Origin of the sequence: Pseudoalteromonas sp. 1_2015MBL_MicDiv (assembly GCF_002407505.1) — a bacterium.
Classification (GTDB): domain Bacteria; phylum Pseudomonadota; class Gammaproteobacteria; order Enterobacterales; family Alteromonadaceae; genus Pseudoalteromonas; species Pseudoalteromonas fuliginea.
Genome location: NZ_CP012737.1, coordinates 1,582,663 through 1,608,693, shown reverse-complemented (window position 1 = coordinate 1,608,693; position 26,031 = coordinate 1,582,663). Strand labels below are relative to the sequence as shown.

At 39.8% G+C, this 26,031-nt stretch carries 20 protein-coding genes; 9 read left to right on the top strand and 11 right to left on the bottom strand.

Translation table 11 applies throughout. The annotated features are described in order from the left end of the window. Positions 1 to 439: 439 nt before the first annotated feature. Positions 440 to 3,010: a TonB-dependent receptor plug domain-containing protein gene (locus tag AOR04_RS07335; protein WP_096792912.1), complete on the top strand. Its 2,571-nt coding sequence runs from the start codon at positions 440 to 442 to the stop codon at positions 3,008 to 3,010. 81 nt (positions 3,011 to 3,091) lie between these two features. Here AOR04_RS07335 and AOR04_RS07330 read toward each other — a convergent pair whose 3' ends face one another. From AOR04_RS07330 to AOR04_RS07320, 3 genes are all read right to left on the bottom strand, one after another. Continuing rightward, entirely contained in the window at positions 3,092 to 4,093 is a 1,002-nt protein-coding gene (locus AOR04_RS07330) for a branched-chain amino acid aminotransferase (RefSeq protein WP_257790458.1), read from the bottom strand. 191 nt (positions 4,094 to 4,284) lie between these two features. After that, entirely contained in the window at positions 4,285 to 5,337 is a 1,053-nt protein-coding gene (locus tag AOR04_RS07325; protein WP_096792910.1) for a fatty acid desaturase family protein, read from the bottom strand. Further along, entirely contained in the window at positions 5,334 to 6,377 is a 1,044-nt protein-coding gene (locus AOR04_RS07320; protein WP_096792909.1) for a flavin reductase family protein, read from the bottom strand. Before AOR04_RS07320 ends, AOR04_RS07325 begins: the two co-directional genes overlap by 4 nt. Positions 6,378 to 6,643: 266 nt before the next feature. Between AOR04_RS07320 and AOR04_RS07315 the strand changes: the two genes are divergently transcribed. The 5 genes from AOR04_RS07315 (at position 6,644) to AOR04_RS21690 (ending at position 11,578) form a co-directional block, all read left to right on the top strand. Further along, the gene (locus AOR04_RS07315) at positions 6,644 to 7,819 is read left to right on the top strand and encodes a PQQ-dependent sugar dehydrogenase (RefSeq protein ID WP_096792908.1); all 1,176 of its coding nucleotides are present in this window, start codon (positions 6,644 to 6,646) and stop codon (positions 7,817 to 7,819) included. A 165-nt stretch (positions 7,820 to 7,984) separates the two neighbouring features. Next, positions 7,985 to 8,164 carry a DUF6435 family protein gene (locus AOR04_RS07310; protein ID WP_007375469.1) on the top strand — a complete coding sequence of 60 codons (180 nt, stop codon included), beginning with the start codon at positions 7,985 to 7,987 and terminating at the stop codon, positions 8,162 to 8,164. Between the two features lie 772 nt (positions 8,165 to 8,936). Then, positions 8,937 to 9,911, top strand: a complete 975-nt coding sequence (locus tag AOR04_RS07305; protein ID WP_096792907.1) for a transposase — start codon at positions 8,937 to 8,939, stop codon at positions 9,909 to 9,911. A gap of 1,098 nt (positions 9,912 to 11,009) precedes the next feature. After that, positions 11,010 to 11,246: a DUF5677 domain-containing protein gene (locus tag AOR04_RS22130; protein WP_442960153.1), complete on the top strand. Its 237-nt coding sequence runs from the start codon at positions 11,010 to 11,012 to the stop codon at positions 11,244 to 11,246. 194 nt (positions 11,247 to 11,440) lie between these two features. After that, positions 11,441 to 11,578: a hypothetical protein gene (locus tag AOR04_RS21690; RefSeq protein ID WP_198403012.1), complete on the top strand. Its 138-nt coding sequence runs from the start codon at positions 11,441 to 11,443 to the stop codon at positions 11,576 to 11,578. 420 nt (positions 11,579 to 11,998) lie between these two features. Here AOR04_RS21690 and AOR04_RS07285 read toward each other — a convergent pair whose 3' ends face one another. From AOR04_RS07285 to AOR04_RS07255, 7 genes are all read right to left on the bottom strand, one after another. Beyond that, on the bottom strand, positions 11,999 to 12,451 hold the full coding sequence (locus AOR04_RS07285; RefSeq protein ID WP_096792904.1) for a GNAT family N-acetyltransferase: 453 nt from the start codon (positions 12,449 to 12,451) through the stop codon (positions 11,999 to 12,001). Positions 12,452 to 12,521: 70 nt separating this feature from the next. After that, positions 12,522 to 13,115: a DUF2238 domain-containing protein gene (locus AOR04_RS07280; protein WP_096792903.1), complete on the bottom strand. Its 594-nt coding sequence runs from the start codon at positions 13,113 to 13,115 to the stop codon at positions 12,522 to 12,524. A gap of 61 nt (positions 13,116 to 13,176) precedes the next feature. After that, positions 13,177 to 13,968, bottom strand: a complete 792-nt coding sequence (locus tag AOR04_RS07275) for an SDR family oxidoreductase (RefSeq protein ID WP_096792902.1) — start codon at positions 13,966 to 13,968, stop codon at positions 13,177 to 13,179. A gap of 60 nt (positions 13,969 to 14,028) precedes the next feature. Further along, positions 14,029 to 14,532, bottom strand: a complete 504-nt coding sequence (locus tag AOR04_RS07270; RefSeq protein ID WP_096792901.1) for an Mpo1 family 2-hydroxy fatty acid dioxygenase — start codon at positions 14,530 to 14,532, stop codon at positions 14,029 to 14,031. Positions 14,533 to 14,615: 83 nt separating this feature from the next. Continuing rightward, on the bottom strand, positions 14,616 to 15,023 hold the full coding sequence (locus AOR04_RS07265) for a hypothetical protein (RefSeq protein WP_096792900.1): 408 nt from the start codon (positions 15,021 to 15,023) through the stop codon (positions 14,616 to 14,618). 70 nt (positions 15,024 to 15,093) lie between these two features. Beyond that, the gene (locus AOR04_RS07260; protein ID WP_096792899.1) at positions 15,094 to 15,768 is read right to left on the bottom strand and encodes a Crp/Fnr family transcriptional regulator; all 675 of its coding nucleotides are present in this window, start codon (positions 15,766 to 15,768) and stop codon (positions 15,094 to 15,096) included. 3 nt (positions 15,769 to 15,771) lie between these two features. Beyond that, positions 15,772 to 16,425, bottom strand: coding sequence for a hypothetical protein (locus AOR04_RS07255; RefSeq protein ID WP_096792898.1), 654 nt, complete (start codon positions 16,423 to 16,425; stop codon positions 15,772 to 15,774). A gap of 681 nt (positions 16,426 to 17,106) precedes the next feature. Here AOR04_RS07255 and AOR04_RS07245 point away from each other — a divergent pair. The 3 genes from AOR04_RS07245 to AOR04_RS07235 all read left to right on the top strand — a co-directional run bounded on the left by AOR04_RS07245 (position 17,107) and on the right by AOR04_RS07235 (position 23,206). Then, the gene (locus AOR04_RS07245; RefSeq protein WP_096792897.1) at positions 17,107 to 20,073 is read left to right on the top strand and encodes a TonB-dependent receptor; all 2,967 of its coding nucleotides are present in this window, start codon (positions 17,107 to 17,109) and stop codon (positions 20,071 to 20,073) included. Between the two features lie 102 nt (positions 20,074 to 20,175). After that, the gene (locus AOR04_RS07240) at positions 20,176 to 21,726 is read left to right on the top strand and encodes a tryptophan halogenase family protein (RefSeq protein WP_096792896.1); all 1,551 of its coding nucleotides are present in this window, start codon (positions 20,176 to 20,178) and stop codon (positions 21,724 to 21,726) included. Continuing rightward, positions 21,719 to 23,206, top strand: coding sequence for a tryptophan halogenase family protein (locus AOR04_RS07235; protein ID WP_096792895.1), 1,488 nt, complete (start codon positions 21,719 to 21,721; stop codon positions 23,204 to 23,206). The genes AOR04_RS07240 and AOR04_RS07235 overlap by 8 nt, the downstream gene beginning before the upstream one ends. Before the next feature lie 66 nt (positions 23,207 to 23,272). Here AOR04_RS07235 and AOR04_RS07230 read toward each other — a convergent pair whose 3' ends face one another. Next, positions 23,273 to 25,852, bottom strand: coding sequence for a glycoside hydrolase family 3 protein (locus AOR04_RS07230; RefSeq protein WP_096792894.1), 2,580 nt, complete (start codon positions 25,850 to 25,852; stop codon positions 23,273 to 23,275). Positions 25,853 to 26,031 lie beyond the last annotated feature (179 nt).

Here is a 26,031-nt window from a genome sequence, read left to right as displayed (position 1 = left end):
AAGTAGTACATAATTTATAAACCACCCATTAAATGTTAATTTAGTTAACATTTAATGGGTGGTTTTGTATTTTACATTTTTTAAAAATATTTATAGCTCAACAGCTGTTTATTGCCAGCCCAATAAAAACGGCTTCCTACTCTCAATTAATTAAACCCATCAATCTCATCTTACCAGTTAACTAAACGTTAAATTTAACTTTTAAATAAAATTCATTATTCATCAATTACTTAGCAATCACCTTAGCTATATAACTAAAACAATGGTCATTATAAAAAACAACCAAATGTAATTATAAAAATCCCTAGATTAATTGAATGTTATTCAATTGACTGACTTTGTTAATTAAGTATATGTTCAAAGTAACAAAGAGGTTTACCCACTTTTTTGTATAAAAAAATAGAATAATTCAATGGGTTTCGAATGAGGGAAATAGAACATGAATAAAAAGCCATTATTTAAATTACAGACATCGGTACCACAAATATTACTCGCAATGAGCGCCTCTGCTGCACTACTGGGTTCGCTCTGCGTAAATGCTGCAGAGCAGAACACCAAAGCAGAAGAAAATATTGAACAAATAAGCGTCATAGGCTCTCGCCGATTAGGTCGTACAGTAGAAGATAGTTCAGTGCCTATTGATATTATAGGTGCTGATGCACTCAATAATTCAGGTTTTACTGAAACGAATGCCCTGCTTAGCAGTTTATTACCCAGCTTTAACTTTCCGCAGGCATCCCTTACAGATGGTAGCGACCATGTGCGCCCTGCCCAACTTCGTGGCTTAGCACCCGATCACACACTAGTGCTTGTTAATGGCAAGCGCCGCCACAGTAATGCACTGCTTAACCTAAATGGCTCAACGGGTCGTGGTTCATCATCGGTTGATTTAAATGCGATACCAGCAAATGCTATTGCCCGCATTGAAGTATTACGTGATGGTGCAGCAGCGCAATATGGCTCTGATGCTATAGCTGGTGTTATTAATATTGTGCTTAAAAGTGCCAGCAGCGGTGGCTCGTTTTCAGCAAACTACGGCGCTAACGTAACCGAAATGGACGGTGTACCACAGCTAAAGTCAGTATCTGAAGGCAGTGATGGTGATTTAGCCTTTACCGAGGGTAGCGATCGCTCGTTAACCGACGGTCAAACATTAACCCTACAAGGTAATATGGGTTTTGAACTAGGCGATAATGGCTTTTTAAACATCTCAACAGAATACCGCGATCGCCATTCAACTAACCGCTCAGACTACGACCAACGTGAAAACTATGCACGATTAGAAGATGGCTCACTCGACCCACGCGAACTGACCGTAAATCGATATAACCATAACTTTGGTAATGGCGATGTTGAAGACTTCTCTATTTTTTACAACGCGGGTTACCAGTTAACAAACAACGCCGATTTATATTCATTTGGCTCTTACAGCAAACGTGAAGGCGAAGGCGGCGGGTTTTATCGTCGCGCAAACGATAGTCGTAACGTAGAAGAGATTTATCCTGATGGTTTTTTACCGGTTATTACCTCAGATATAAATGACTTTTCATTAGCTCTGGGTGTTAAAGGTTTCGTAAGCGAATGGAATTACGATGTATCGGCCGTATATGGTCAAGATGCATTTGAATTTGGTGTTACCAACAGCTTAAATACTTCATACGGCCCTACTAGCCAAACAAACTTTGATGCCGGCACCCTTACTTACGATCAACTTACCTTAAACGTTGATTTTAGCCGCGAAGTAGACGTCAGCTTTTTAGAAAGCTCTGTAAACGTAGCTGTAGGTGCTGAGTATCGCCGCGAAGGTTACCAAATAGATGCAGGCGAAGAAGCCTCATACGCACAAGGCACATTTGGCCCAGGCGGTGCAGTAACCGACCCTGTTGATGGCCCATTTGGCGCAGCGGGCTCACAAGTCTTTCCTGGATTTACACCGGAATCCGAAGGTGATAATAGCCGTCATAACGTGAGCTTATATATAGACCTTGAAACTTACCTTACCGATGATTGGAACCTAACAGTTGCCGCTCGTTACGAGGATTACTCAGACTTTGGCGATACCGTTAATGGTAAAGTTGCAACTCGTTACTCATTAACTGAAGACTTAGCACTACGCGCCTCTGTTTCTACTGGTTTTAGAGCACCTTCTTTGCAGCAACAATACTTTACCTCAGTGGCCACTGTATTTGTTGATGGTGAACCAACCGAAACCGGTACCTTTGCACCAAGCAGCGATGTAGCAAAAGCACTGGGCTCGCCGGGTCTTGATGCTGAAGAAGCCACAAACTACGGCGTTGGTTTTACATGGTCTACCGACTTTAATTTCAGCTTATCGGTTGATTACTACCAAATATTAATTGATGACCGCATTGTGCTATCAAACAACTTATCGGGCGCTGCTATTGAGCAACTTCTTGAAGGCACAGGCGCTAACCAAGGTCGTTTTTTCTTAAACGCAATTGACAGTAAAACGCGCGGTGTTGATGTTGTAGCTTCTTATAATGTACCAACCGATGGTTACGGCGATTTAGCCTTTAACCTAGGTTATAACTACGGCAAAAATGAAGTAACAAATATTATTGACCCACCAGCAACTCTGCAAGGTGCTGGGTTCGATCAAGACAACTTATTCTCTGGTAACGAACTACGTCGTTTTGAAGTAAGTACACCGCGTAATAAATACAATTTAAGTGCAACATGGAATATGGATCAATGGCGCACCACGCTTAGAACAACGCGTTACGGTGAAACACAAGACCCTTCAGATAACCCAGAACGTAACGAAGTGCTTAAACCTAAATGGATAACTGACTTAGATGTGGCCTACTTGCTTACTAGCAACGTATCGCTGAGCTTAGGGGCTAATAACATTTTTGATATTTACCCAGACGCAACCCGTGAAAATGTTGACGATTTAACAACCTTCTCGCGTTTATTTGCTTACTCTAGCTTCTCAGCGTATGGATTTAACGGACGCTACGTGTACGGTAAAATAGAAATGAAGTTTTAATAAGCACAGCTTAAAGTAACCAAACACACAAAAGCCACCGATTAGGTGGCTTTTTAATGCGAGTTGCTATTAAATCTATAATTAAATTTTAGTTAACCAGCCGTGTTTGTCTTCACTTTTACCCCATTGAATATCGTTCAATGCTTGGCGAAGTCGCGCAGTCGTTGGGCCTGGCTCGCCAGTACCTACTTTGTATTCTTTATCTTTATGAATAAACGTACCCACGGCAGTTAGTACAGCGGCAGTGCCCGAAAGCGCCGCTTCAGTACCTGGTTTAGCAGCACGTTCTAGTAGCTCAGTAACGCTAAAGTTACGCTCGCTTACCGTCATACCTAAATCTTTGGCTATGGTTAAAATACTATTACGCGTTACACCATGTAAAAACGTGCTATCAAGCGCTTTAGTAATAATTTCGTTGCCATCAATTAAAATAAAGTTAGCAGCACCGGTTTCTTGAACGTCGCCACCTGGGCAAAATAAAACTTGATCTGCTTGGTACTTAGTTCGTGCAGCACTAATAGGTGCTAGAGCACTGGCGTAGTTACCACCACTTTTTACCATACCCATGTGCGGCGCGCAGCGCATGCCATCTTCTTCAAGCAGTACACGTAGTGCAGTTGCACCACCGGCAAAGTAATCACCTACTGGCGATAGTAATGTGTATAAAAGCGAGCTCATTGATGGCGCTGCGGCTTTACCAATTGCAGCCTCAGTACCAATGTGCGTTGGGCGAATATACATAGAACCCGGCGGTAATGGCGTTTCATCTGCGTATTGGCGCATAATATCGATAATCATCGTTTTTAGCATATCGCTGTCAAAACTCGGTAAGCTTAGTAGCGCTGAGCTTTGTTGCATGCGTGCAATGTTTGCATCCATTCTAAAAAGATAAACAGAACCATCTTCATGGCGAAAGGCTTTTAAGCCTTCAAAACATGTACTTGAATAATGAAGAACGTGCGCACCAGCATGAAGTTCAAGTTTATCGGAAGGGACAATTGAGCTTTCGCTCCATTTATTATCAGAAAAACGAGCTTGAATCATCTGCGGCATAAACACGGTACCAAATGCGGCCATTTTAATCTCTCTTGTGTGGTCTATTTCCCTCCATTGTATGACAATCACACGCTATTTAACCATAGCTAAAGTAAGGCTTTTTTAATTAACTATGAGAATTTTTTGCAAGTGCTGTTTACTAATCAACCGCTTTGGGTGCTATAAACAAAAAAATCGACCTATGCTGTTACATAGATCGATTTTTTAAAACAAGTAATTTATTTAAACGAGTATTTAATAATACGTTTTAATACCGACGTATACTGTCTAAAAAAGCCACCAGTGTGATAATCAATACCGTGTTTTTGCAAAACAGCTTGTACTTGCGGTGCCACTTCTTGATAGCGCGAAGACGGCATATCAGGAAATAAGTGATGCTCTATTTGGCAGCTCAAATGCCCTGTTAAAACATGAAACCAATGCGACCCTTTAATATTAGACGAGCCCAGTACTTGGCGGTAATACCACTGCCCTTGGGTTTCGTTTACGCAGTCTTCTTGTTTAAAGGTCTCTGTTTCTTCAGTAAAGTGACCACAAAATATTATGGTCGACGTCCATAAATTACGGATTAAATTTGCTACCAAGTTACCCGCTAATACCCATAAAAATAAAGGCCCTGCAAGTAACGGAAATATCACATAATCTTTAATTAACTGGCGAGCGCCTTTACTAAAAAAGCGTTGCTTTAGTGTTGAGTGCGATACAAGCCCTTCGCGGTTTTCTTTCTTTTTACCAATAAACACACGCTCTGCAGCTAACTCGTGATACGACACGCCCCACTGAAATAGCACACTTAAATTAATATACGTAAAAAACTGCCATACATTTTTAAAACGCCACTTAAAATCATCGCTTAAACGCAACAAGCCATAACCAAAGTCTCTGTCTTTACCAATAATATTAGTATACGTATGGTGTTCAAAGTTATGAACGCGGTGCCAACTTTGTCCATCGCACGCAATGTCCCACTCATAATGTTGAGAATTAAGTTGCTTGTCGTTCATCCAATCGTATTGACCATGCATTACATTGTGGCCAATTTCCATATTGTCTAAAATTTTAGCAAGTGCCAATAATAAAACGCCTGCAACCCACAATAGTGGCTGAATAAAACCAAGCATTAGCAAAATTCGCCCGCCCCATTCACACACTCGCTGTTTGCGCACAACAGAGCGAATATAGTCAGCATCTTGTTGGCCAACTTTGCCAAGGGTGTCCATTTTAATGGCATCTAGCTCGCTTGCGAGCATGTCATAGTTAATGTTTTTCATAATTGTAACTCCAAATCACTAACAGGTTGGCTTACGCAAAGTTGTATTAATTGCTCGCCGTTGTCACTCAATTCACCTGTTTTTAAATTACGTACCACGCCTAACTTTTTAATACATTGGCATTGATGGCAAATACCAATACCGCAACCGCGTTTAACGGGTAGCTTTTTTTCTTCAAACTGAGTCAGTAAAACATCGTTGCCCGATACAATATAGGCACTGGCGTTAATTTTTACATTAAATTGGCTATCGTCGTTTAAGCTTGGTAGCGCTAAACCAAATGCTTCTTGGTAATAATTTAGCTTATGTGTTTTAGCAAAATCGCTCACCGTTTGCATAAATGCTGGAGGGCCACAGCAGTAAATGTCTGGGTTTTCCCACGGCTTAATATTGCTGGTTATATCGCTTGATTGCTCACGCGTTAATAATAAAAACGAAAAATGCTCAAATTGCGCTGCCAACTCACTTAGCTCATCAACACATTGATGCTCAGTGGCTTTTGCGTAATACACCAACGATACTTTTTGCGTAGTTTGGCTTAAGTAATCATCAAGCATAGCCAGCATAGGTGTTATACCCGAGCCGCCGGCAATAAAAGTGGCTGGCGTGTGTGTGTTTTTAAATACAAAGTCGCCACTTGGCGCAGAAATATTGCACCACAACCCCGCTTTTAATGCACTGCTGAGTAAGCCTGTAAAGCGCCCTTGCGCATTTGTTTTGATTAGTAAGCGCACCAACCCAGTATTTTTAAATTGCTGAGCGCTTGAGGCCACGGTAAAAACGCGTGTTAATAATCGCCCATTAATTTCAACCGTTAAACTTATATGCTGCCCTGACGTATGCGCCTGCCAATCTTTGCTTGGTTTGAGTTGCACACTTAAAAAACCGCCATCAAGCACAGCGGTACTAACTACTTGCGCTCTAAACTGCCCTGCACGCCACGCAGGTTTAAACACCTGCATTATTGGCTCTATGTAGCCTGCAAAACTTTGATGGTGTAAAAACCATTTTGAAAATTGGTTTAATACTTGAGTCATCATGGTTAAATCTCTATCAAATCTTAATTACTTTGAACTTACACGTGTACGCCCAAACTTCAGCGCACAAGTGTACGCTCAAATTTTAAGTTTTCAACCCCAATAGAGTAATTATTCAATTTTTATTAGCGCAATTTGCTAAAACAATTTCCTGTGAAGAGGTAATTTTAAAATATATAAGTGTGTGTTTTTCATTCAACTCAACGCTTAACAAATTCATTTATGCCATGTTAAGGTTATGTAAGATTGGATTAATTTTGGAAGCCATAATGATAAATTTAAGGTCACATAACACTCACCCTAAACTAATAAGTGCAGGTTTAGCCGTTGCTATGTTCACTATTAATGCACCCGCAAATGCAAAAAGCGATTACGTAAAAAATTATAAACAGCTCGATACCTTATCGCTTAGCGTTAACGCAGTAACAGCGGCAGAAGGTGTGGTTATACCTTGGGCTATTGAACCTTTAGCTAATGGTGGTTTGCTAATATCTGAGCGCAGTGGAGCGTTATTTTTATTACCTAAAAATACAACTACGTTAGCTAAGGTTTCAGGGCTGCCCAACATTGAAGCTAATGGCCAAGGTGGATTGCTTGATTTAGCACTACACACCGATAGCAAGCAAAACCAATGGCTGTACTTTAGTTACTCAAGTAGTGAGGGCAAAGGAAGCGGAAGTAACACCGCCTTAATGCGCGCTAAGCTAAGTAGCGATCATACGCAGTTGTCTGATCAGCAATTGCTATACAAAGGCGAGCATAATAGTACCAAAGGCCAGCACTACGGCAGCCGTATTGTGTTTGATGATGAAGGTTATGTTTATTTTTCAATAGGCGATCGCGGCTCGCGCGACATAAACCCGCAAGATCTCACCCGTGATGGCGGTAAAATTTATCGCTTACACGATGATGGCCGTATCCCAAGCGATAATCCGTTTGTTAAACAAAAAGATGCAAAACATGCGGCATGGTCTTATGGGCACCGTAATCCACAAGGCATGTGGTTTGATAATCAAAATAATATTTTATGGTCTCACGAACACGGGCCACGCGGCGGCGATGAACTTAACATAATAAAAAAAGGCGCTAACTACGGGTGGCCTTTGGTAAGTTATGGCGTTAACTACAGCGGTACCAAGTTTACCGACCTTAAAGAAAAAGACGGCATGCAATCGCCCGTATTACATTGGACCCCTTCAATTGCCCCTTCCGATATGTTGTATGTAACGAGTGATAAATACCCAAAGCTTAAAGGTAAACTATTACTAGCCTCCATGAAGTTTGCTTTTATTAGCACACTGGAACTCTCAAAGGGCAAAGTTGTTAAGCAATATAAAATACTCGATGGCATTGGCAGAGTTCGCAGCCTAGCCCAAGGCAGCGATGGTTTTATTTATTTAGGTATTGATGGACAAGGTATTAAACGCCTAGAGCCAGAAACGTAAGCACTAGCACTAGAACCAGAACTAGCACACAGTACGTTAATAATTACACCGTGTTTACTTTGCGCTTTTAAAGCGCAAAGTAAACATTTTCACCAAACAAAGAACTATTAAGCCCATTAATGCGTACACTAACTACATATAATTTAATAAATTAAGAGAATACTAATGTTTTCATTTTTAAAGCCTGATCCCGTAAAAAAACTGCGTAAAGAATACGATGTAAAACTAGAGCAAGGCATGCAGGCACAAAGAAAAGGCGACATTAAAAGCTTCGCCATGTTAAGTGCAGAAGCCGAAAAAATTTGGAGTGAAATAGAAACTCTAGAGGCTAAAAAAGCCAAATAATACCAATCGTGTTAAGTTATTAGACATTTATAGCGACGGATAAATAGAGTGATAACAAGGCATAAATTCCTTATGTAGTTGTTCTACATAAGAAATTTATAACGCCGTTAACGCTTTATTTAGCACGCTAGAAAGGCTAAATATTTAAGTCGATTGGTTTAAGTACATCGTGTCTGCCCTGTTTTAAAAGTAGGAAGACGCGTTTAGTAAATAATTCATGACCTCCTTTTTACAGCTTCCACCGACCCTAAACCACCTTTTATAATAAGCTTACACAAAAAAGTGTACTTAAGCCGTTACTTACGTTATCCCCACCGTTTTTTAGTGACTATTAAATGATTTAAAATCGGGTTTGGTTTTCATTTTAAATACTTAATTGCTGCATTTGTGTACCGTGCTGGCGTTTTTCCTCATAAGTCTAAAAATGAGGACGTTTTCCTCTTTTTTGCATATTATTAAAAGAACAGCCCGACTTAAAGTTTAATACTCGCAATGTGTTACAGGATTTGTTATTAATATTAAAAATAATTAAGAGGACATACTTTGCTCATAAAAAGAGGAAAGTATCCTCTGATAAAACTATTAAACGGAATTTGTTCTTCGCCCCCGTTTATTAGCTCTTACGATTGTTTTGATCATACACATTCTCAGGACTTATTTGCATTAGCAGTGCGAGGTTGTCTATGGAATTATAGTGACACTCATCCTAAATTTTGCACTTTTCGAAGTTAGAGGCTAGCCTTTATTTAGTGCAAAAAAAGCAGGGTGTCACATGGCAATTGCAAGAAAGCGTCAAGTAAGTTTGGTTGATACAAAATATTATCACTGTATTTCGCGTTGCGTGCGCCGTGCATTTTTATGTGGTGAAGACCACTTTACAGGTCAATCTTACGAGCACCGCAGAGGCTGGGTTGAAGATAAACTGCTTGAGCTAGCTAAGGTATTTTGTATTGATGTATGTGCTTATGCCGTTATGAGTAACCACACTCATTTAGTGCTGTATGTTGATGATAAAAAAGTGAATCGATTAAATGATAAAGCGATTATCATTCGCTGGCATAAGCTCTGTAAAGGCACCGCTCTTACACAAAAATACATACAGGGAGAAGCCCTAAGTAAAGCTGAGCTTAACTTTTTAAATCAAACAGTAAAGGAATATCGAGAACGCCTAGCAAGTATTAGCTGGTTTATGAGGCTGTTAAATGAAGACATTGCGCGCAGAGCAAATAAAGAAGATAACTGCACAGGACGGTTCTGGGAAGGCAGATTTACATCACAAGCATTACTAGATGAAGCAGCACTTGCCGCTTGTATGGCGTATGTCGATTTAAACCCAATTAGAGCTAAAATGGCTAACACGCCTGAGGAATCAGACCACACCAGCGTTAAACAACGACTAACATACGCAAAAGAAGGCAAACAACCAAAACAACTACTGCGCTTTGCAGGAATGCCACGTCAGATAATGCCAAAAGGACTCCCGTTTGAGCTTAAATCGTACCTTGAACATGTTGAATTAACAGGGCGTTGTATACGACAGGATAAACGCGGTTATATTAAAAGTACACACTTACCCTTACTCGAAAGAGTTAATATTTCCCCCGAAAACTGGTTAAAGCTTACAACCCAATTTACGCGCGTATTTCATGGCGCAGTTGGCAGGCCAGCCTCACAAGCAAGTTATTGTGAAAACTTAAAGCGAAAGCGGCGAGCGAATATCGGTAACTGCGAAAAGCTACTGACATAAAATTTAAACTACTCAGTAAAATTATTCAGTAATAAATCACAACTGCATCATGCAGTTATTACGATGCGTGTAATTTAGGTTTAAGTGTGATAATGAGTTATTTTATGGATAAAAAGTAAGTAACCGAGTAATAAAAGATAAATTCTTAACCTAAAAAGTGAGCCTAGCCTAGATTGACTTTATTTTTTCGGAGTGGCTGTCTAGTTTAATCTTTCAGTTATTGTGAAAACTTAAAGCGAAAGCGGCGAGCGAATATCAGTAACTGCGAAAAGCTACTGGCATAAAATTTAAACTACTCAGTAAAACTATTCAGTAATAAATCACAACTGCATCATGCAGTTATTACGATGCCTGTAATTTAGGTTTAAGTGTGATAATGAGTTATTTTATGGATAAAAAGTAAGTAACCGAGTAATAAAAGATAAATTCTTAACCTAAAAAGTGAGCCTAGCCTAGATTGACTTTATTTTTCCGGAGTGGCTGTTTAGTTTAATCTTTCAGTAATCGATTGAATCAAAATAGGAACTCAGCTATGGTTTGTTTATAAATAAAAATAAATAAGAAAACGAGTTAATCTACAAGCTCGTTGGGGTTACTCAAATATGCTATTCCAGATAGGAATTATCATTTGCGCTTTAGTTGTAGGATTTATTGAGACTTATTTTTACATGGGTTTCGCTGCACGATTAGCTAGAGACAATAAGGAAATCGGTATAACAAATTTTCGTTTAACTGAAGCATACGAGGCATTTACAAAAGGAAATTGTTGCACAAAACACATTCTTGAAAATGAGTGGTCAAAGTTTAAATGGTGTCGTAGGTTACGTATCTCACTTTTTATTGTCTTTGTGTTATCAATATTCTTTGTAAATAATTAACCAAGTGTAGCCCTAACCAACTGTTTAAAGTGATTCAATGGAAAATTATCACGATTCTTTTAAAAAGTATGAGTCTGCGCTTTTAGAATGTACAAAGCTGTCTCAAGAGTGTGCTGGAATACCATCACCAACCAGTTCTCATTTTTATGCTTCGCTATTGTTTACGAAGTTATGTAATTGCGCTCACTCCATTGGTCGCTAGGCTCCAAAACCCCACCGGATTGGTAAGGTTGCTCACTGGGATTATAGTTCTGTTGCATCTTTAATTAGAGATCTTATTGAGTGTTATCTTACTTTTTATTACCTGTGTAGTGATAAGTGCTCAAGTGAAGAGTGGAATGCTCGTTGGCAATTGATGAATCTACACGATCATCTATCAAGGGTTAAAATGTTCAATGCGTTAGGCATGGACTACGAGGAAAAGGAAAAAGCTAAGAGTGTAAAAATGAAGTCATAGAAAATTTAAAATCAAACAAATGGTTTCGTAAATTATCTGATAAACAACAAACACACTTTTTAAAAGGCAAAAATGCCTTTTTCAAAAGTCAGGATGAAATTCTGACTGCAAGTGGTGGTAACGTCTCAGACTTCAGGTTTAAATACATATTTGCATCTAACCAAACCCATACTTTCCCAATGGGCTTCTATAGAATGGCTGATGGTAATAGAGGTCGTGGTGTCAAATCACAAGTAGAGATTCAATATACAGGGCTTTGTTTAGAGTGGGTTTCGGAGTATTTGCTCAAAGCAAAAGCAGAATTCGGCGGTAAATTTGAAAACCAAAAATAGTGTAACCTGCCATGTAACAAGCGCTTCAACAATGATAAATACTGGTTGGCTCCTACGCTTCGGATATTAGCCAACCAGCATGCGGACGTTAGATGTTATGAAGTATTTGGCAAGCATTTATAAAAGCGCAAGTTTTGTAGCTACTCTGTGGTGTATATCTTTATTGCTGCCATTATTGCTTTTGGCAAATGATGAAATTTCATGGATGCCAATAATAGCTGTTGTTCTTATAATTGTTTACGGCAGAACTATTTCTCTTTTTAGAAGGGATCAGCTATTTGAAGGGACTTGGTGTATGTCAGATGTAGTCGCATATATTTTAGTGCCTATTTGTCTTTTTGCATTTGTCACATATATGATGCTATCGAGCTTAAGCACCTAACAAGCACTTTAAACGGAATTTGCTCTTCCCCCCATTTATTAGGTATCACGATTATTTTTACCATACACATTCTCAGGATTTATTTGCATTAGTAGTGCGGGGTTGTCTATCGGTTTAAACCCGTATTGTGCATAAAGACCATGCGCATCAGAAGTCGCTAATAAAAAGCGCCTGAGCCCTTGTAGCTCAGGGTGCTCTACTATCGTTTTAATAAGTAACTTACTCAGCCCAGTACCTTGCAAGTGCGGGGCAATAAATACATCGGCTAAATAGGCAAAGGTTGCTTTATCGGTCACTACTCGGGCAAAGCCAACTTGCTCGTTATGAGCGCTGTAAACACCAAAGCACATTGAGTTATCAATAGCCGATTGCATCACGCTTTTAGGAATGCCTTTGGCCCAATAGCTATTAGCAATAAAGTTATAAATAACGTTAAAGTTAAGTTTGCTTTTGTCTGTGCTAATTGAGTAATCATTAGTGTTTACAGTCATAAGTTAATAGTCTTTTTTTACCAATTTTTTTATAAACATTCTTATAGAAAGTCTTCAACGTTCCTATAGCCTATAAATAATTTTTAACGTTTTTCAGCTGTTTATCGTGTACTTTTGAAAGCATTAACAATGAGCAAATAGCCCCAAATAACGCCAGTCCCATATCAGATTGGGTATCCCACACGTAACCTTGCGTGCCTAAAAACGCCTCTGCGTTTTCGCCGCTTAACACTGCAACCCACCATTCTATTAATTCGTAAAACGCGCTAAATGCTAAACATACCGAAATAACAAAAGTGATTAACCAACCTCGACCATTTACTACTTTTTTGCGCAGTAAAATTTCGCGTGCTAGTAGTGCTGGTACAAACCCTTGAAATAAGTGCCCTACTTTGTCGTAGTTATTACGCTCGCTACCAAATAGGTTATCGAAAAAAGGGACTTCGGCGTAGGTGTAATGCCCGCCAATCATCAGCACTATGCAATGCGCTAAAATAAATGTATATAAAATAGGGGTAAGTTTAAAGTGGCTATAGGTACTTGCTAGCAGCACTAAACCAATAATTGCGGGGATAACTTCAAGCAGCCATGTAAATTGATCTTTTGGATTAATACCAGAGTAAATTGATACAATAAAAAACAGGCTCAGCCAGAAATACTTCATTTAGAATCCTTTTCTAAATTGATCAAATTTACGGCATTTTACGCCTTTGAAATAAACGACGCTACCTATAGTTTGTTTTTGCGGTAATGCGATTAAACAAAGTAGGAAAAAAGCGCTTAATTGTAGGCGCCCAACCACTTAAACCTTTGCCAATAATCACTTCGTCTTTTTTATCGCTAATGGCGCGAATCATTTTTGTAGCTGCTACGCTTACATCCATGCCATTTTCTATCGATTCTTCTGGTTTATTTTGCGCTATGCCTTGCTCGTTTAATGAGTTATGCGCAATTGCTGTTTTAATAGAGCCTGGGCAAATTGTTAAACAATGAATATTATGTTCCGCTACTTCTGCACGTAGGCAATCCATAAAACCAACAACCGCATATTTAGAACCCGAATAACCTGTTCTAAATTTTGAACCAACTTTACCCGCCACACTACTAATAGACACAATTGAGCCACTGCGCCTTGCGACCATAGTAGGCAATATAGCTTTAGTAAGTGCAATTAAGCCAAAGTAATTAACCTCCATTAATTGGCGGTACACGTTAAAGTCGTTTTCTAAAAATAAACTGCGCTGCGATACGCCGCCGTTATTAATTAAAATATCAATTGTAGGAAGCTCGTTCATTTTTGCTGTTATTGTGCTTATTACCTGCTCTGGCTGGGCTAAATCAAGCGGTACAACTAAGTGCCTTTCGCCTTTAAGCGTTGCTTTTAAATCGTTTAGTTTATCTACATTGCGCGCCGATAAAATAACGCGCGCTCCAAGCTCGGCAAATTGTATAGCAAGCTCTTTACCAATGCCTGACGATGCGCCAGTGATCCACACGGTTTTATTATTATATTGCATGCGTTATCTGCCCTTTTATTGTTATTTATTAAGTTTTATTAAGGTACTTAGTAAAGTATTTTACGCCTTTGTAGGGCCTGCTATCGCGTTTACTTCATCTTCTAATGTTTTGTAAAAACCCATTAAAAATAGTAACTCAACAGTTACGTACAAAGGGCCAATAATTAAACCAATTAGATCATCTACAAACGCAGGTTTTTTACCTTCGTAATAATGCCCAATAAACTGTAATACCCAGCCAAATACAAACACACCTACGCCAATACTCAACCAAAGCCAAAACGCCATTGCCGCAATGGGCTGAGCAGCAACAAGGAGTAAGGTGAATATTACGGCCATAATAAAGCCAAGCGAAAAGCTCAGCATAAAATAATAAACAACCGACGCTAATACAAAAAGTTGTGCACCATCAATTACTACACTACCAAGGGGTATTTGAATACGCGCTAGTAAACACAAGGCTGCAAATACAATGAGCGGAATACCAAAAAAATGCGTTAGTACATTACGTTTAGAACGATGATATAAACCATATTTACCAAGTTGCTGTTGAAGTGTTTTCATTTTATTGCCTTTATTTTATGTGTAAAACTTACTTTAGCAAAAGTAGACACAACAACAATGTCAGGTATCCGACATTGTGTAAATTAAGCAAATGCAGAAATTATTTTACCCGGCTCATGTTCACCTTGCATATCAATTCGCTCGCGCCCTTGTTGATACTCTTGATCGATCATTTTTTGAAGTTCCTCAATTTTATCAGCAATTGCGTCAGGGTCTGCACCCTCACCTTGTAGCTCTTTAGTAAGTTCTTCTATTGCCGCTTTAAGCTCGTCTATCTTGTCTTTATTTACACCTAAGCGCTGATAAACCAGCGCTTCTTGCGCGCTTTCTAAAAATGTTTGCTCTTGAGGGCCTGAGCTTATGCCTTTAACTTCACTTGTTTTTTCATTAGGGAGGACATTAGTTGCCGTAACTTCGCTCGGGCTTGCCGCTTTAGTTATACTCGATGAGTTATAGTTACTATATTGATTTTTAAAGGTTATTGTTGTCATTAGCTCAAATCCATTGTTGTATTACATTATCTTTAGCAATTTTGGTTCCAACTAAAAATACCCAGCCTATTTAAGCTTGTGCAGCACAGGCCTGTAACTTTTGTTTATCTATAATAGTAATACGTTGATACCCCAAGCTAATAGCTTGTAGGCTAACAAGTTGTTGCAGTATTTGATTAATAGTTTGGCGCGTTAGGTAGGTCATATCAGCAAGTTGCTGCTGAGATAAAACAAGCGGTGTTAAATGCTCTGTGTGTTCACTCAACATTAAAAGCCGATTACATACTTTTTGCTCAGCGCTTAATAACGCTTGATCTTCCATTGAGGTAAACATTAGGCGTAATTTTTGCGCCAGTAATAAACCAAACTCTTGCCAATATTGTGGTTGTTCATTTAAAAGCTGTTCAAGCGCGCGTTGGGGTACGTAAAAAAGCACAACATCGGTTTGTGCGTACACATCGTGAGTGCGCAGGCCGCCATCAAACAAGGTGACTTCGCCAAACCAAAGTGACGTATCTACAAAACTCAATACGGCTTCTTTGCCTTCGTTACTTACGCCACTAATACGTACCACGCCGCTAAGTACGGCATAAATTCCATCGTGCTTATCACCTCGCAAAAATAATGATTGCTGGGCTTTTAGCGTGAGCGTTTTGCCTTGCGTTAATAAAAAGCTTTTTAAATAAGGGCTGCGGTTTTTAAACCAGTGTCCTTGTTCAATCACCTTTTGCTGTTGTGGAGTCATTATTTACTGCATTTTCTTATTAAAAGGTCGCCTTTCACTGACCAGCTTTTTTGGTAAATTTAAATCAGTTGCTATAACAAAGTCATCATAAGGATCATTACCTGAAAAAAGCTCAGTTATTAGCGTTTTATTTTTATAAACATTAACGGTTACACCACTGCCCATGCCGCCTGAGTTAATAATATAATAATGATACTCGCCATTACTAAAAAATAAAATACTCTCGCCAATACGCCCTACTTGCCTGTAGTAACTACCAAATGGTGCACTTGGTGTAGCTTCTTTTTCAAGCCCTATGTCATTAATTCGACCAAATCGATAGCTCAATGATGAGTCGTCTTTAGCAACACAAATAGAAAGTACGTTATCAGTAGGCTCAAGTTTATAAGCAATATCTTCACTTGGATTACGCAGCACTTTTTGCATCTTAGCGTTTATATAAGCGGTTTCATTCATTTTACAATGTGTTGCAACTAGCCCTAGTACTAACACTGGATCCTCAACGTTAGTAAATTGTTCTTGTTGTTTTGAATCTGAAGATGGTTTTACTAAATCCTCTAAATGGGCTTTTTTCTGCGAAGACGAAATGTGATCATCACACCCAAATAGTACTAATAAGAAAAAAGAATAAAAGCTCGCTAAAAATTTATTGCGCATAAAAAATCCATCTATGAGAGAACCTTTAAAATAGCGATAAAACTAGCGACTCGCAACTCCCTTATGCGTAATACTTTATAAGTTTATGCTTAAACCATATTCTGCAAAAACTACATTACTTTTTAGTGATTTATTTAACGATTTTTTAAACAATTGTTGGTTTTTTAATAACCTATTCATAAAGTGAAATAGAACCGCCGCTTGATGCCTTTTCATCAATTGCGTTTTACATAATCACTACATCGGCATTTTCGCTAAGTTAGCAAATGTACCTATTTTTTGTTGAGTGACCAACGGCCAATTTATTAATTTTAGCTAGTATTAAAAGCTGATTTAAACACCTTATAAAAGTGTGTAAATAACTAAATTAATCAATAATTGGTTTTCTTATAATAAAATGTTGTTACCGCACTATTTCAAACGATTTTTTATAACCAATTATAATTTAAATAAAATTAAATCCAAAAAAAATACATTTTAAAAACAATTTAGTCTCATTTTATTAAAACAATAGTTGACCCTATTCAAAATATAAACTAGCATTTCTGGAAGCGCTTCCACAAAGCTAAATTAAATAGGCTTTTCTGGAAGCGCTTCCATACATTTGACAATGTTTATAATTACACAATAACAGCCCCATACAGCTGTTAATAATAATGATAAAAGTGCGAGGGAAACCGAATGTCCAACCATATTGTAAGAAAAACAAAGATAGCGACCAGCCTATCTCTGATTTTAGGCGCATCAATCTCTTTACCTGTATATGCACAAGAAGCAAATACAGATGTTGAAGTAATTCAAGTTACTGGTTTTAAAAGTAGTATTAAAGAGTCTACCCGTTTAAAACGCGACGCCGCTGGCGTTGTAGATGCTATATCAGCTGAAGATATTGGTAAATTTCCAGATACCAACTTAGCAGAGTCGCTACAGCGTATTACGGGTGTGTCGATTGATCGCTCAAATGGTGAAGGCTCTAAAGTAACGGTTCGTGGTTTTGGCCCCGACTACAATATGGTAACCCTAAACGGACGTACTATGCCGGCAGCTTCATTGCCTTCAGGCGGCGGTACACCCAGCTCTCGTGCTTTTGATTTTGCAAACTTAGCGTCTGACAGCGTTAAATCGGTTGAAGTATATAAAACGGGTAAAGCAAGCATTGCATCAGGTGGTATTGGCGCAACAATTAATATTAATACCGCTCGCCCACTCGACAATCCAGGCTTTGTTTCAAGCATTGGCGTAAAAGCATTACACGACTCAACAAACCGCGTTGGTGATGACATAACACCAGAGCTTTCGGGCTTAATTAGCTGGACCGACAGTGAAGCTAAATTTGGTGCCTCGTTAACTGCAAGCATGCAACAGCGCGATAGCTCATCAACAGGTGCATTTGTAAATCAATGGAATACATCAGCTTTTGACGGCACAATCCCACAAGCTGCAGACGATATTGTTTTAACTAATGCACCCGCTGTTGGCCAGCTTTATTCAATGCCATCAGATTTGCGCTACACCATTGCCGACAGAGAACGCACTCGTACAAACGCACAATTAACGCTGCAGTACAGCCCAATTGACGATTTAACAGCCACGCTTGATTACACATATTCTAAGCAAGATTTATTCGAAGCCCGTGCTGAGCAATCAATATGGATGGATAACTACAAAAGCGCGCTAACATTTGACGACAACACGGTAAAAACCCCTATTTACTACCGAGAAGAACGTCGCGATCAGCAAACACGCGATTTAGGCTTAGCGTTTCAAGAGCTAAACCAAGTTAATCAAAACGACTCTATTGGTTTAAACGTTGAATACTATTTTAATTCAGAATTGAGCTTTATGTTTGATGCGCACAATTCAAAAGCCACTAGCAAACCAGATGCACCTTACGGCAGCTGGGTAAACGCAGGCTTGGGCGCAAACGTAGTTAACGCACAAGAAGTTGATTTTAGCCGCGAACTGCCATCAATGAGTATCGATTTTGATGATTGCCGCCGAGACAACCTAAATTGTAATAACACGTTAGATGCCTCTGATGTGGGTACGTCTATTTTAGATTCTAACTTTGCTCGCCAAGAGTCTGAAATCACAGAATTTAGAATCCATGGTAAATACGAAATTGAAAACGGCGCAATTGACTTTGGTATAGAGTCTCGCTCTATGGAAAGCCATTCACTGCAATCACTTACACGTAATACAATGGGTAACTGGGGTATAGAAAACCCAGGCGAACTACCTGATGGCTACCTTAACCCAACAAACTTTTTAGCTGAGTTTGACGACTACGATACATCGGGCTCGTTCAACCAAGGTTATACCGGCAGCGCATCGCAAATTGGTTACTGGGCGGGTGAAGAATATGGCTTTAACTTTGCAGCCGATGGCGCATTTGCAACAAACCGCACCATTGAAGAAGACATAACCGCTGCGTTTGTGCAATTTACTTACAACGGCTACATTGGCGATATGCCATACAACATTGTAATTGGCGCGCGCCAAGAGTCTACCGACATTACTTCAACGGCTAATATCGATTTACCTAACGCAGTAGCGTGGGAAGGTAATAACGACTTTAATGTTCGTTTTGGCTCAGCTAAAGAAGATTTCACGCTTAAATCTAGCTACGATCACTTTTTACCAAGCTTTGACTTTGACATAGAAGTAATTGAAAACGTAAAAGCGCGTTTTTCTTATAGCACAACAATTGCTCGCCCAACTTACGACAACTTAAGTTCAGCAGCGACTGTTGGTGTACCAGGTGCCCCTACTCTTTTAGCGGGTTCTTCACCAGCTACTGCGTCAACGGGTAATCCTGGTTTAGTGCCGCTTGAATCAAATAATATTGATGTATCGGCTGAGTGGTACTTTGCAGAAACAAGTTATGTGTCGGTAGGTTATTACACTAAAGACATCGAAAACTTTATTGGTTTAACACCCATGACGCAAAACTACTACGGATTACGCGATGCAACAGCGGGTCCTCGCGCTCAAGCTGCCATTGCTGAGCTAGAATCTCGCGGACTTGCTCTAACCGATTCAAACTTATTTCAAATGGTTGCCGCAACAGAAAATGGCGTTGATTTTGACTCTATGACTTACGAAGAGTTTGAAGCCGCTTACGATGTAATTGCTAACAGCGATGACCCATTACTAGAATTTACAGCGCAAGTACCTACCAACAATAAAAATGCCACTATTGATGGTTTCGAAATTGCCTTTCAGCACTTTTTTGGTGAAAGCGGCTTTGGTGTGCAAGCAAACTACACCACAGTTAATGGCGACATAGACTTTGATGTAAACGCTGACCCTACTACAACACAATTTGCATTAGTGGGTTTAAGCGATACAGCTAACTTTATAGCAATGTACGAAAACGATGATTTTCAGGCACGTATTGCTTACAACTGGCGTGATAAGTTTTTAAATAGCGCAGCTCGATACGTAAACGAGCCAGGCTTTACTGAAGAATATTATCAAATCGACTTTAATGTTGCGTACAACTACAGCGAACAACTATCGTTTTTTGTTGAAGGCCTTAATATTACTGAACAAAACAGCCGCGAACATGGCCGTACTTCAGTTCAATTGTGGAACCTACAACAGCTAGGTGCACGTTACAATATTGGTATGCGTTACAACTTCTAAAGGTAATACAAAGTAAAGCCGTTAGTTTTTACTAGCGGCTTTTTTGTATTTAAAACAGTATTAATGCTAGTTTAATTGTTATCAACTTTAGGGTGTTAACTCATGACCAAACCAATAACAAAAATAGTCGTTTTAGGTGGTGGTACTGCCGGCTGGCTAAGCGCAGGCTTATTAGCCGCCGAACACCCGCACCTTAATGTAACGTTAGTGGAGTCGGCAAATGTGCCTATATTGGGTGTGGGCGAAGGTACATGGCCGTCAATGCGTAATACGCTACAGCGCATTGGCATTAAAGAAAGTGATTTTATAACTCAGTGCGACGCATCATTTAAGCAAGGTTCTAAATTTATAAATTGGCGTAACCTCAGCGAGGGAGAAAACTACTACCACCCTTTTATGAATCCACAAGGCTACGAGCACACTAATTTACACGCCAGTTGGCAACGTATTGCACCTAACCAAAAGTTTGCCGACGTTGTTAATATGCAAAGCTTTGTATGCCAAGCCGCACTTGCACCAAAACAATTACAAACTCCCGAATATGCAGCGGTCACCAACTATGGCTATCATTTAGATGCGGGTAAATTTGCTGAACTTTTAAAAAATCACTGCGTTAAAAACCTAAACGTTACACATATTATTGACGATGTAACCGAGGTTATTAACGACGATCATGGCTATATTGCGTCATTAAAAACAAATAATAATGGCGATATAACAGGTGATTTATTTATAGATTGCTCAGGCTCTTGCGCTCGTTTAATTGGTGATCATTTTAATAGTGAGTTTATAGCGCAAGATCATACTTTATTTAATAACAGCGCTGTTGCGGCGCAAATACCTAATGCACACATCAATCAACCAATTGCCTCTGCTACGCTATCTACAGCGCAAAGTAACGGTTGGATTTGGGACATAGCCCTGCCAACACGCCGTGGCACAGGTTATGTATTTAGTAGTAAATATCAAAGTGATGAAAGCGCAACAAATACTCTAAAAAGCTACATAGCTAAAAGTACCAGTGAGCAACAAGCTGAGCAACTTAACTACCGTGTATTAAAATTCAGCCCTGGTTACAGGCAAAAATTTTGGATTAAAAACTGTGTTGCCGTGGGTATGTCTGCTGGCTTTTTAGAGCCACTTGAAGCGTCAGCACTTGCCATGGTTGAGCTTTCAATTAGCATGATAAGCGAGCAACTACCGCAAAACCGCACACACATGAGCCAACTTGCCATACGATTTAATGAGCGTTTTAGCACTCGTTGGCAGCGCGTTATTGAGTTTTTAAAACTTCATTATGTGCTAAGCGAGCGCGACGACACTCCCTATTGGCAAAATATTAGTAGTTTAAATACCGCGCCCGAGCGCCTGCAAAACTTACTTAAACTTTGGCAATTTCAGCCCCCTAGCCGCTTTGATTTTATTGAAAACGAAGAAGTATTTTCATCAAGCAGTTATCAATACGTTTTATATGGCATGGGCTTTGATACACAAACAGTCTCTGCACAAAATACATTTAACGACCCACGTGCTGGGGATTACTATTATCAGCAAAATCGCGAAAAAATAGCGCAGTGCTTAAATGGACTGCCAAGTAATCGCGCGCTTTTAAATCACCTTTTATCAAATAATGGGCAGCCACATAATGACTAAAACAAATGCTGTTAAAAACGTAGTAATTACTGGAGGCGGCACTGCAGGTTGGATGGCCGCAGCGGCACTTGCTAAACTAGTTGGCAACAATATAAACATAACCCTTGTTGAATCTGACGATATTGGCACTGTAGGTGTTGGCGAAGCAACAATTCCGCCTATTCGAACATTTCATAAATTGCTGGGTATAAACGAGCAAGCATTTATGAAAGCCACTCAAGCCAGTTTTAAACTAGGTATTAGCTTTGAAAACTGGGGCGATGAAAACACGCATTATATTCACTCATTTGGCGCAACGGGCAAAGAATGTTGGGCGGGTGAATTTCATCACTTTTGGCTGCAAGGCAAAGCACTTGGGATAAACAACCCATTTGGCGATTACTGCTACGAGCTGCAAGCGGCTAAAGCCGGTAAATTTGCGTTTAATCAGCAAAACCCTATTAACTATGCCTACCATATGGATGCCACGCGTTACGCACAGTTTTTACGTGAATTTTCAGAGCCATTAGGTGTAACCCGCATTGAAGGTAAAATACAAAAAGTAGTAAAAAACCCTAAAACGGGCCATATAGAATCATTGATTTTAAATAATGGCGAGCACATTAACGGCGACTTTTTTATTGATTGCACCGGCTTTAGAGGCTTATTAATAGAGCAAGCATTGCATACTGGCTACGAAGACTGGTCGCATTTACTACCGTGTAACAGCGCCATTGCGGTGCAAACAAAATCAACCAGCGATACCGTATTGCCACTTACCCGCTCTATTGCCCATAAAAGCGGTTGGCAATGGCGTATACCACTGCAAAACCGTGTCGGCAACGGATTAGTTTATTGCAGCCAATATATGGATGACGAACAAGCCAAAGCGCTCTTATTAAATAACATTGAGGGCGAGCCGCTTACAGAGCCACGTATTATTAAATTTAAAACAGGGCGCCGCTTAAAAGGCTGGAACAAAAACTGCCTAGCGCTTGGCCTTGCTAGCGGCTTTGTAGAGCCACTTGAGTCCACCAGCATTCACTTAATTATGTCGGGTATTATTCGCTTTATGCGTTTATTTCCGTTTAATGGCATTACCAATCACGCAATTGACGAATACAACAAACAACTTAAAAGCGAAATTGAAAATATTCGCGACTTTATTGTGCTGCACTACAAAGTAACTAATCGCGATGACAGTGAGTTTTGGCAGCATTGTAGTGCCATGGAAGTGCCAAAAACACTTCAGCATAAAATTGATTTGTTTAAACAAACCGGCCGTGTATTTTTAGACGATGGCGACATTTTTAGAGTCGATTCGTGGGTGCAAGTTATGCTTGGCCAAGGTATTGAGCCTAATCAACATCACTTAATAGCCAGCATGATGAGCGACGAAGAACTCACCCGTTTTTTACACGGTATTAAGCAACAAATAGAGCAACGCGTCAGCCAATTACCGCCTCATCATGAATTTTTAAAACAGTATTGCCCAGCATAAATATCCTCTTTAAAAAAAGCCCTTATTACTAAGGGCTTTGAGACAACACACAACAACTTTTACGTTTTACTCTTCACACTTAACCACGGCGCTTTTAGCGCCTTGTGGTTCAAAGCTAATATCTGCAACTGAAACGCTAAGCTCTCCTGCCGTTTTAATAATAAAAGGGCTGGTTACTCTGGCAAAATCAACGCCCTTTTTAGCAAAACACGTTAAATCTATACTCATGGTTTGCCATGTATTTAAAGTAGCATTTTCAAGCTCACGGGTAATATTAAGCTCGCCGCCACAGCCTTGTTCGCACTTCATTGCAAGGTATGTTTCTGAGCTAGGTATTTGGTTTACTTTATAGCTAAAGCTAAGGGCTGAATTTGCTTCACTGTAGGCCACTTTGTCTTCAGTAAAGTTACTATTAATTTCGATATAGCTGGCTGCAGTGCCATCAAAATTAAATTGCATCGCATCTTCTTGAATCGCTTTGTCTTCAGTGCGATAAGTAATGCTGCCAAGCTTTACACTGTTACTTGCTACTTGGTGCTGCTCGCTGTTTGAATTTAAAAACAAACGCCACGGTGTTCTAAAGCTGCCATTAAATATAGATAACGGCGCAAGGTTACTAATATCAACACCTGAGTCTTCATTTAGATTATTGCCAAGCGTACTTTCATCTTTATACGTTAAGCCAAAGCCATAGGGTAATAATGGCGAGTAATCAGCATCGCCCTTATTTACTGCGGTTTGAAGTGGCGATTTAGGCCACGAGAAAGACAATTTACCTTTAAAGTCATACTGTACCTGCCCATTTTCATCCGCTAATAAAACATCAGCAATGCCTTGTCCTTCAGTGCCAGGAAGCCATGCTGCTACAAATGCATCTGACGCGTTTAGCTCGCTGTTAACCCACATTGGTCTGCCTGATATAAACACCGACACCACCGCAATACCTTGCTGCTTTAATGTTTTTAATATTTTAAGAGAGCGTTTATTGTTACGTTCAAACTCAAGGTTGTCCTTATCGCCATGTCCTTCTGCGTACGGTTCTTCACCAAATACAACAATGGCTACATCGGGTTTGGTATTAAATTCACCCGTTGGGCTTAAAATAGCGTTACCGCCAGCAGCCTCTATTTGTGTTTTTAGCCCCGCATAAACAGACGTTGCCCCAGGGAAATCTGCATTTTGATTATTAGTTCCCTGCCACGTAATGCTCCAACCGCCCGATTGCTTGCCTATGTTGTCGGCCGCATCGCCCGCAATAAGTATGTTGCTTGATGGGTTAAGCGGTAATAAATGGTTGTTGTTTTTAAGCAGTACTAACGACTCTTGTACCGCTTGGCGGGCAATATCGCGATGTACTGGCGCACCTATTAGCTCTAATTTACCTGAATATTTTCGATTTGCAGGGCTTGGTTTATCAAATAAACCTGCACGTAATTTAACGCGTAAAATACGCGCTACGGCGTCATCTATTCGCGCCATTGTTATTGTGCCCGCTTTTACTTGTTTAATTGTATTTTCATAAAGTGGTTTCCATGCACCCGTTGGCACCATAAAAATATCAAGCCCCGCATTAACAGCCTGCGGACAACTTTCATTTGTACAGCCTGCAACTTGTCCGTGTCCGTTCCAATCTCCTACAACAAAGCCATCAAAACCCATTTTTGTTTTTAATACATCGGTAAGTAGGTATTTATTGCCGTGATTTTTTTTACCATTCCAGCTATTAAACGATGCCATAACCGACTGACTACCTGCGGTTAGGCCGCCAATATAACCTTGCGCATGAATGTTATATAACACCTCTTCGCTATCAATGTTATCGCCTTGATCGTCACCATCTACAGTGCCGCCATCGCCTAAAAAATGCTTAACAGTACTAATTACGCGTTTATCACTTAAAAAGTCCTCATCGGCTCTACCTTGCAATCCGTTTACAATTGCGGCTGAATACTCACGTACAATTGCAGGGTCTTCTGAGTAGCCTTCGTACGTTCTGCCCCATCGGTCGTCGCGCACAACCGCAACTGTTGGTGCAAATACCCAATCTATCCCTGTTGCCATTACTTCTATTGCCGTAGCTGCTGCAATTTGCTCAATTAATGCAGGATTATTTGCTGCACCTAAACCAATATTGTGCGGAAATAACGTCGCGCCAATCACATTATTATGGCCATGTACGGCATCGGTGCCCCACATAGTTGGAATTTTACTGCCATCAATTGAGTCATCAACCGATGCCTGATACATACTCTCAGCAAGTGTTATCCAATCGGCAGGCGTTGCATGCTTATTAGCATTCGGGAACGAGCCACCGCCATTTAAATACGAACCAAAGCCATATTTGCGCATATCTTCAACACTAATATCGCGGATTTCAGGTTGGATCATCTGCGCTACTTTTTGCTCAAGCGTCATTGTTTTTAAATATTGTTTAATCGTATTTTCAATTTCAGGCGTTTTCATTACTTTGCTTTTAAGCGTTGGCCAAAGTGATAAATCACCTTGTTCATGCTCAGCCTTTTTGGCTACGGCGCCTTGGCTATTATTTGCGTTAATCTCTTGTTTATTACACCCACTTAAAACGCACAATCCTCCTATTAAAATAGGGAGCATGTGTAACCTGTTAGTGTTTAAGCTTTTTTTCATTTTTATAGCCCTGTGTTGTGTCAGTGTGATTTTGTGAGCGCCTATTTGTTATTTAAATTTAACTATTGACCTGTTTAACAATAGCCACTAACCTAAATATGGAAGCGCTTCCTTAAAGTTATTAAATACCATACTTAGTGATTAATCAAATTAAATATGGAAGCGCTTCCAATAATGAA

Bases quoted from the DNA above. Each gene is read 5' to 3' on its own strand.
- AOR04_RS07335 (WP_096792912.1), top strand. From the start codon at position 440: ATGAATAAAAAGCCATTATTTAAATTACAGACATCGGTACCACAAATA.
- AOR04_RS07325 (WP_096792910.1), bottom strand. From the start codon at position 5,337: ATGAAAAACATTAACTATGACATGCTCGCAAGCGAGCTAGATGCCATT.
- AOR04_RS07320 (WP_096792909.1), bottom strand. From the start codon at position 6,377: ATGATGACTCAAGTATTAAACCAATTTTCAAAATGGTTTTTACACCAT.
- AOR04_RS07315 (WP_096792908.1), top strand. From the start codon at position 6,644: ATGATAAATTTAAGGTCACATAACACTCACCCTAAACTAATAAGTGCA.
- AOR04_RS07310 (WP_007375469.1), top strand. From the start codon at position 7,985: ATGTTTTCATTTTTAAAGCCTGATCCCGTAAAAAAACTGCGTAAAGAA.
- AOR04_RS07305 (WP_096792907.1), top strand. From the start codon at position 8,937: ATGGCAATTGCAAGAAAGCGTCAAGTAAGTTTGGTTGATACAAAATAT.
- AOR04_RS21690 (WP_198403012.1), top strand. From the start codon at position 11,441: ATGGCTGATGGTAATAGAGGTCGTGGTGTCAAATCACAAGTAGAGATT.
- AOR04_RS07285 (WP_096792904.1), bottom strand. From the start codon at position 12,451: ATGACTGTAAACACTAATGATTACTCAATTAGCACAGACAAAAGCAAA.
- AOR04_RS07280 (WP_096792903.1), bottom strand. From the start codon at position 13,115: ATGAAGTATTTCTGGCTGAGCCTGTTTTTTATTGTATCAATTTACTCT.
- AOR04_RS07275 (WP_096792902.1), bottom strand. From the start codon at position 13,968: ATGCAATATAATAATAAAACCGTGTGGATCACTGGCGCATCGTCAGGC.
- AOR04_RS07270 (WP_096792901.1), bottom strand. From the start codon at position 14,532: ATGAAAACACTTCAACAGCAACTTGGTAAATATGGTTTATATCATCGT.
- AOR04_RS07265 (WP_096792900.1), bottom strand. From the start codon at position 15,023: ATGACAACAATAACCTTTAAAAATCAATATAGTAACTATAACTCATCG.
- AOR04_RS07260 (WP_096792899.1), bottom strand. From the start codon at position 15,768: ATGACTCCACAACAGCAAAAGGTGATTGAACAAGGACACTGGTTTAAA.
- AOR04_RS07255 (WP_096792898.1), bottom strand. From the start codon at position 16,425: ATGCGCAATAAATTTTTAGCGAGCTTTTATTCTTTTTTCTTATTAGTA.
- AOR04_RS07245 (WP_096792897.1), top strand. From the start codon at position 17,107: ATGTCCAACCATATTGTAAGAAAAACAAAGATAGCGACCAGCCTATCT.
- AOR04_RS07240 (WP_096792896.1), top strand. From the start codon at position 20,176: ATGACCAAACCAATAACAAAAATAGTCGTTTTAGGTGGTGGTACTGCC.
- AOR04_RS07235 (WP_096792895.1), top strand. From the start codon at position 21,719: ATGACTAAAACAAATGCTGTTAAAAACGTAGTAATTACTGGAGGCGGC.
- AOR04_RS07230 (WP_096792894.1), bottom strand. From the start codon at position 25,852: ATGAAAAAAAGCTTAAACACTAACAGGTTACACATGCTCCCTATTTTA.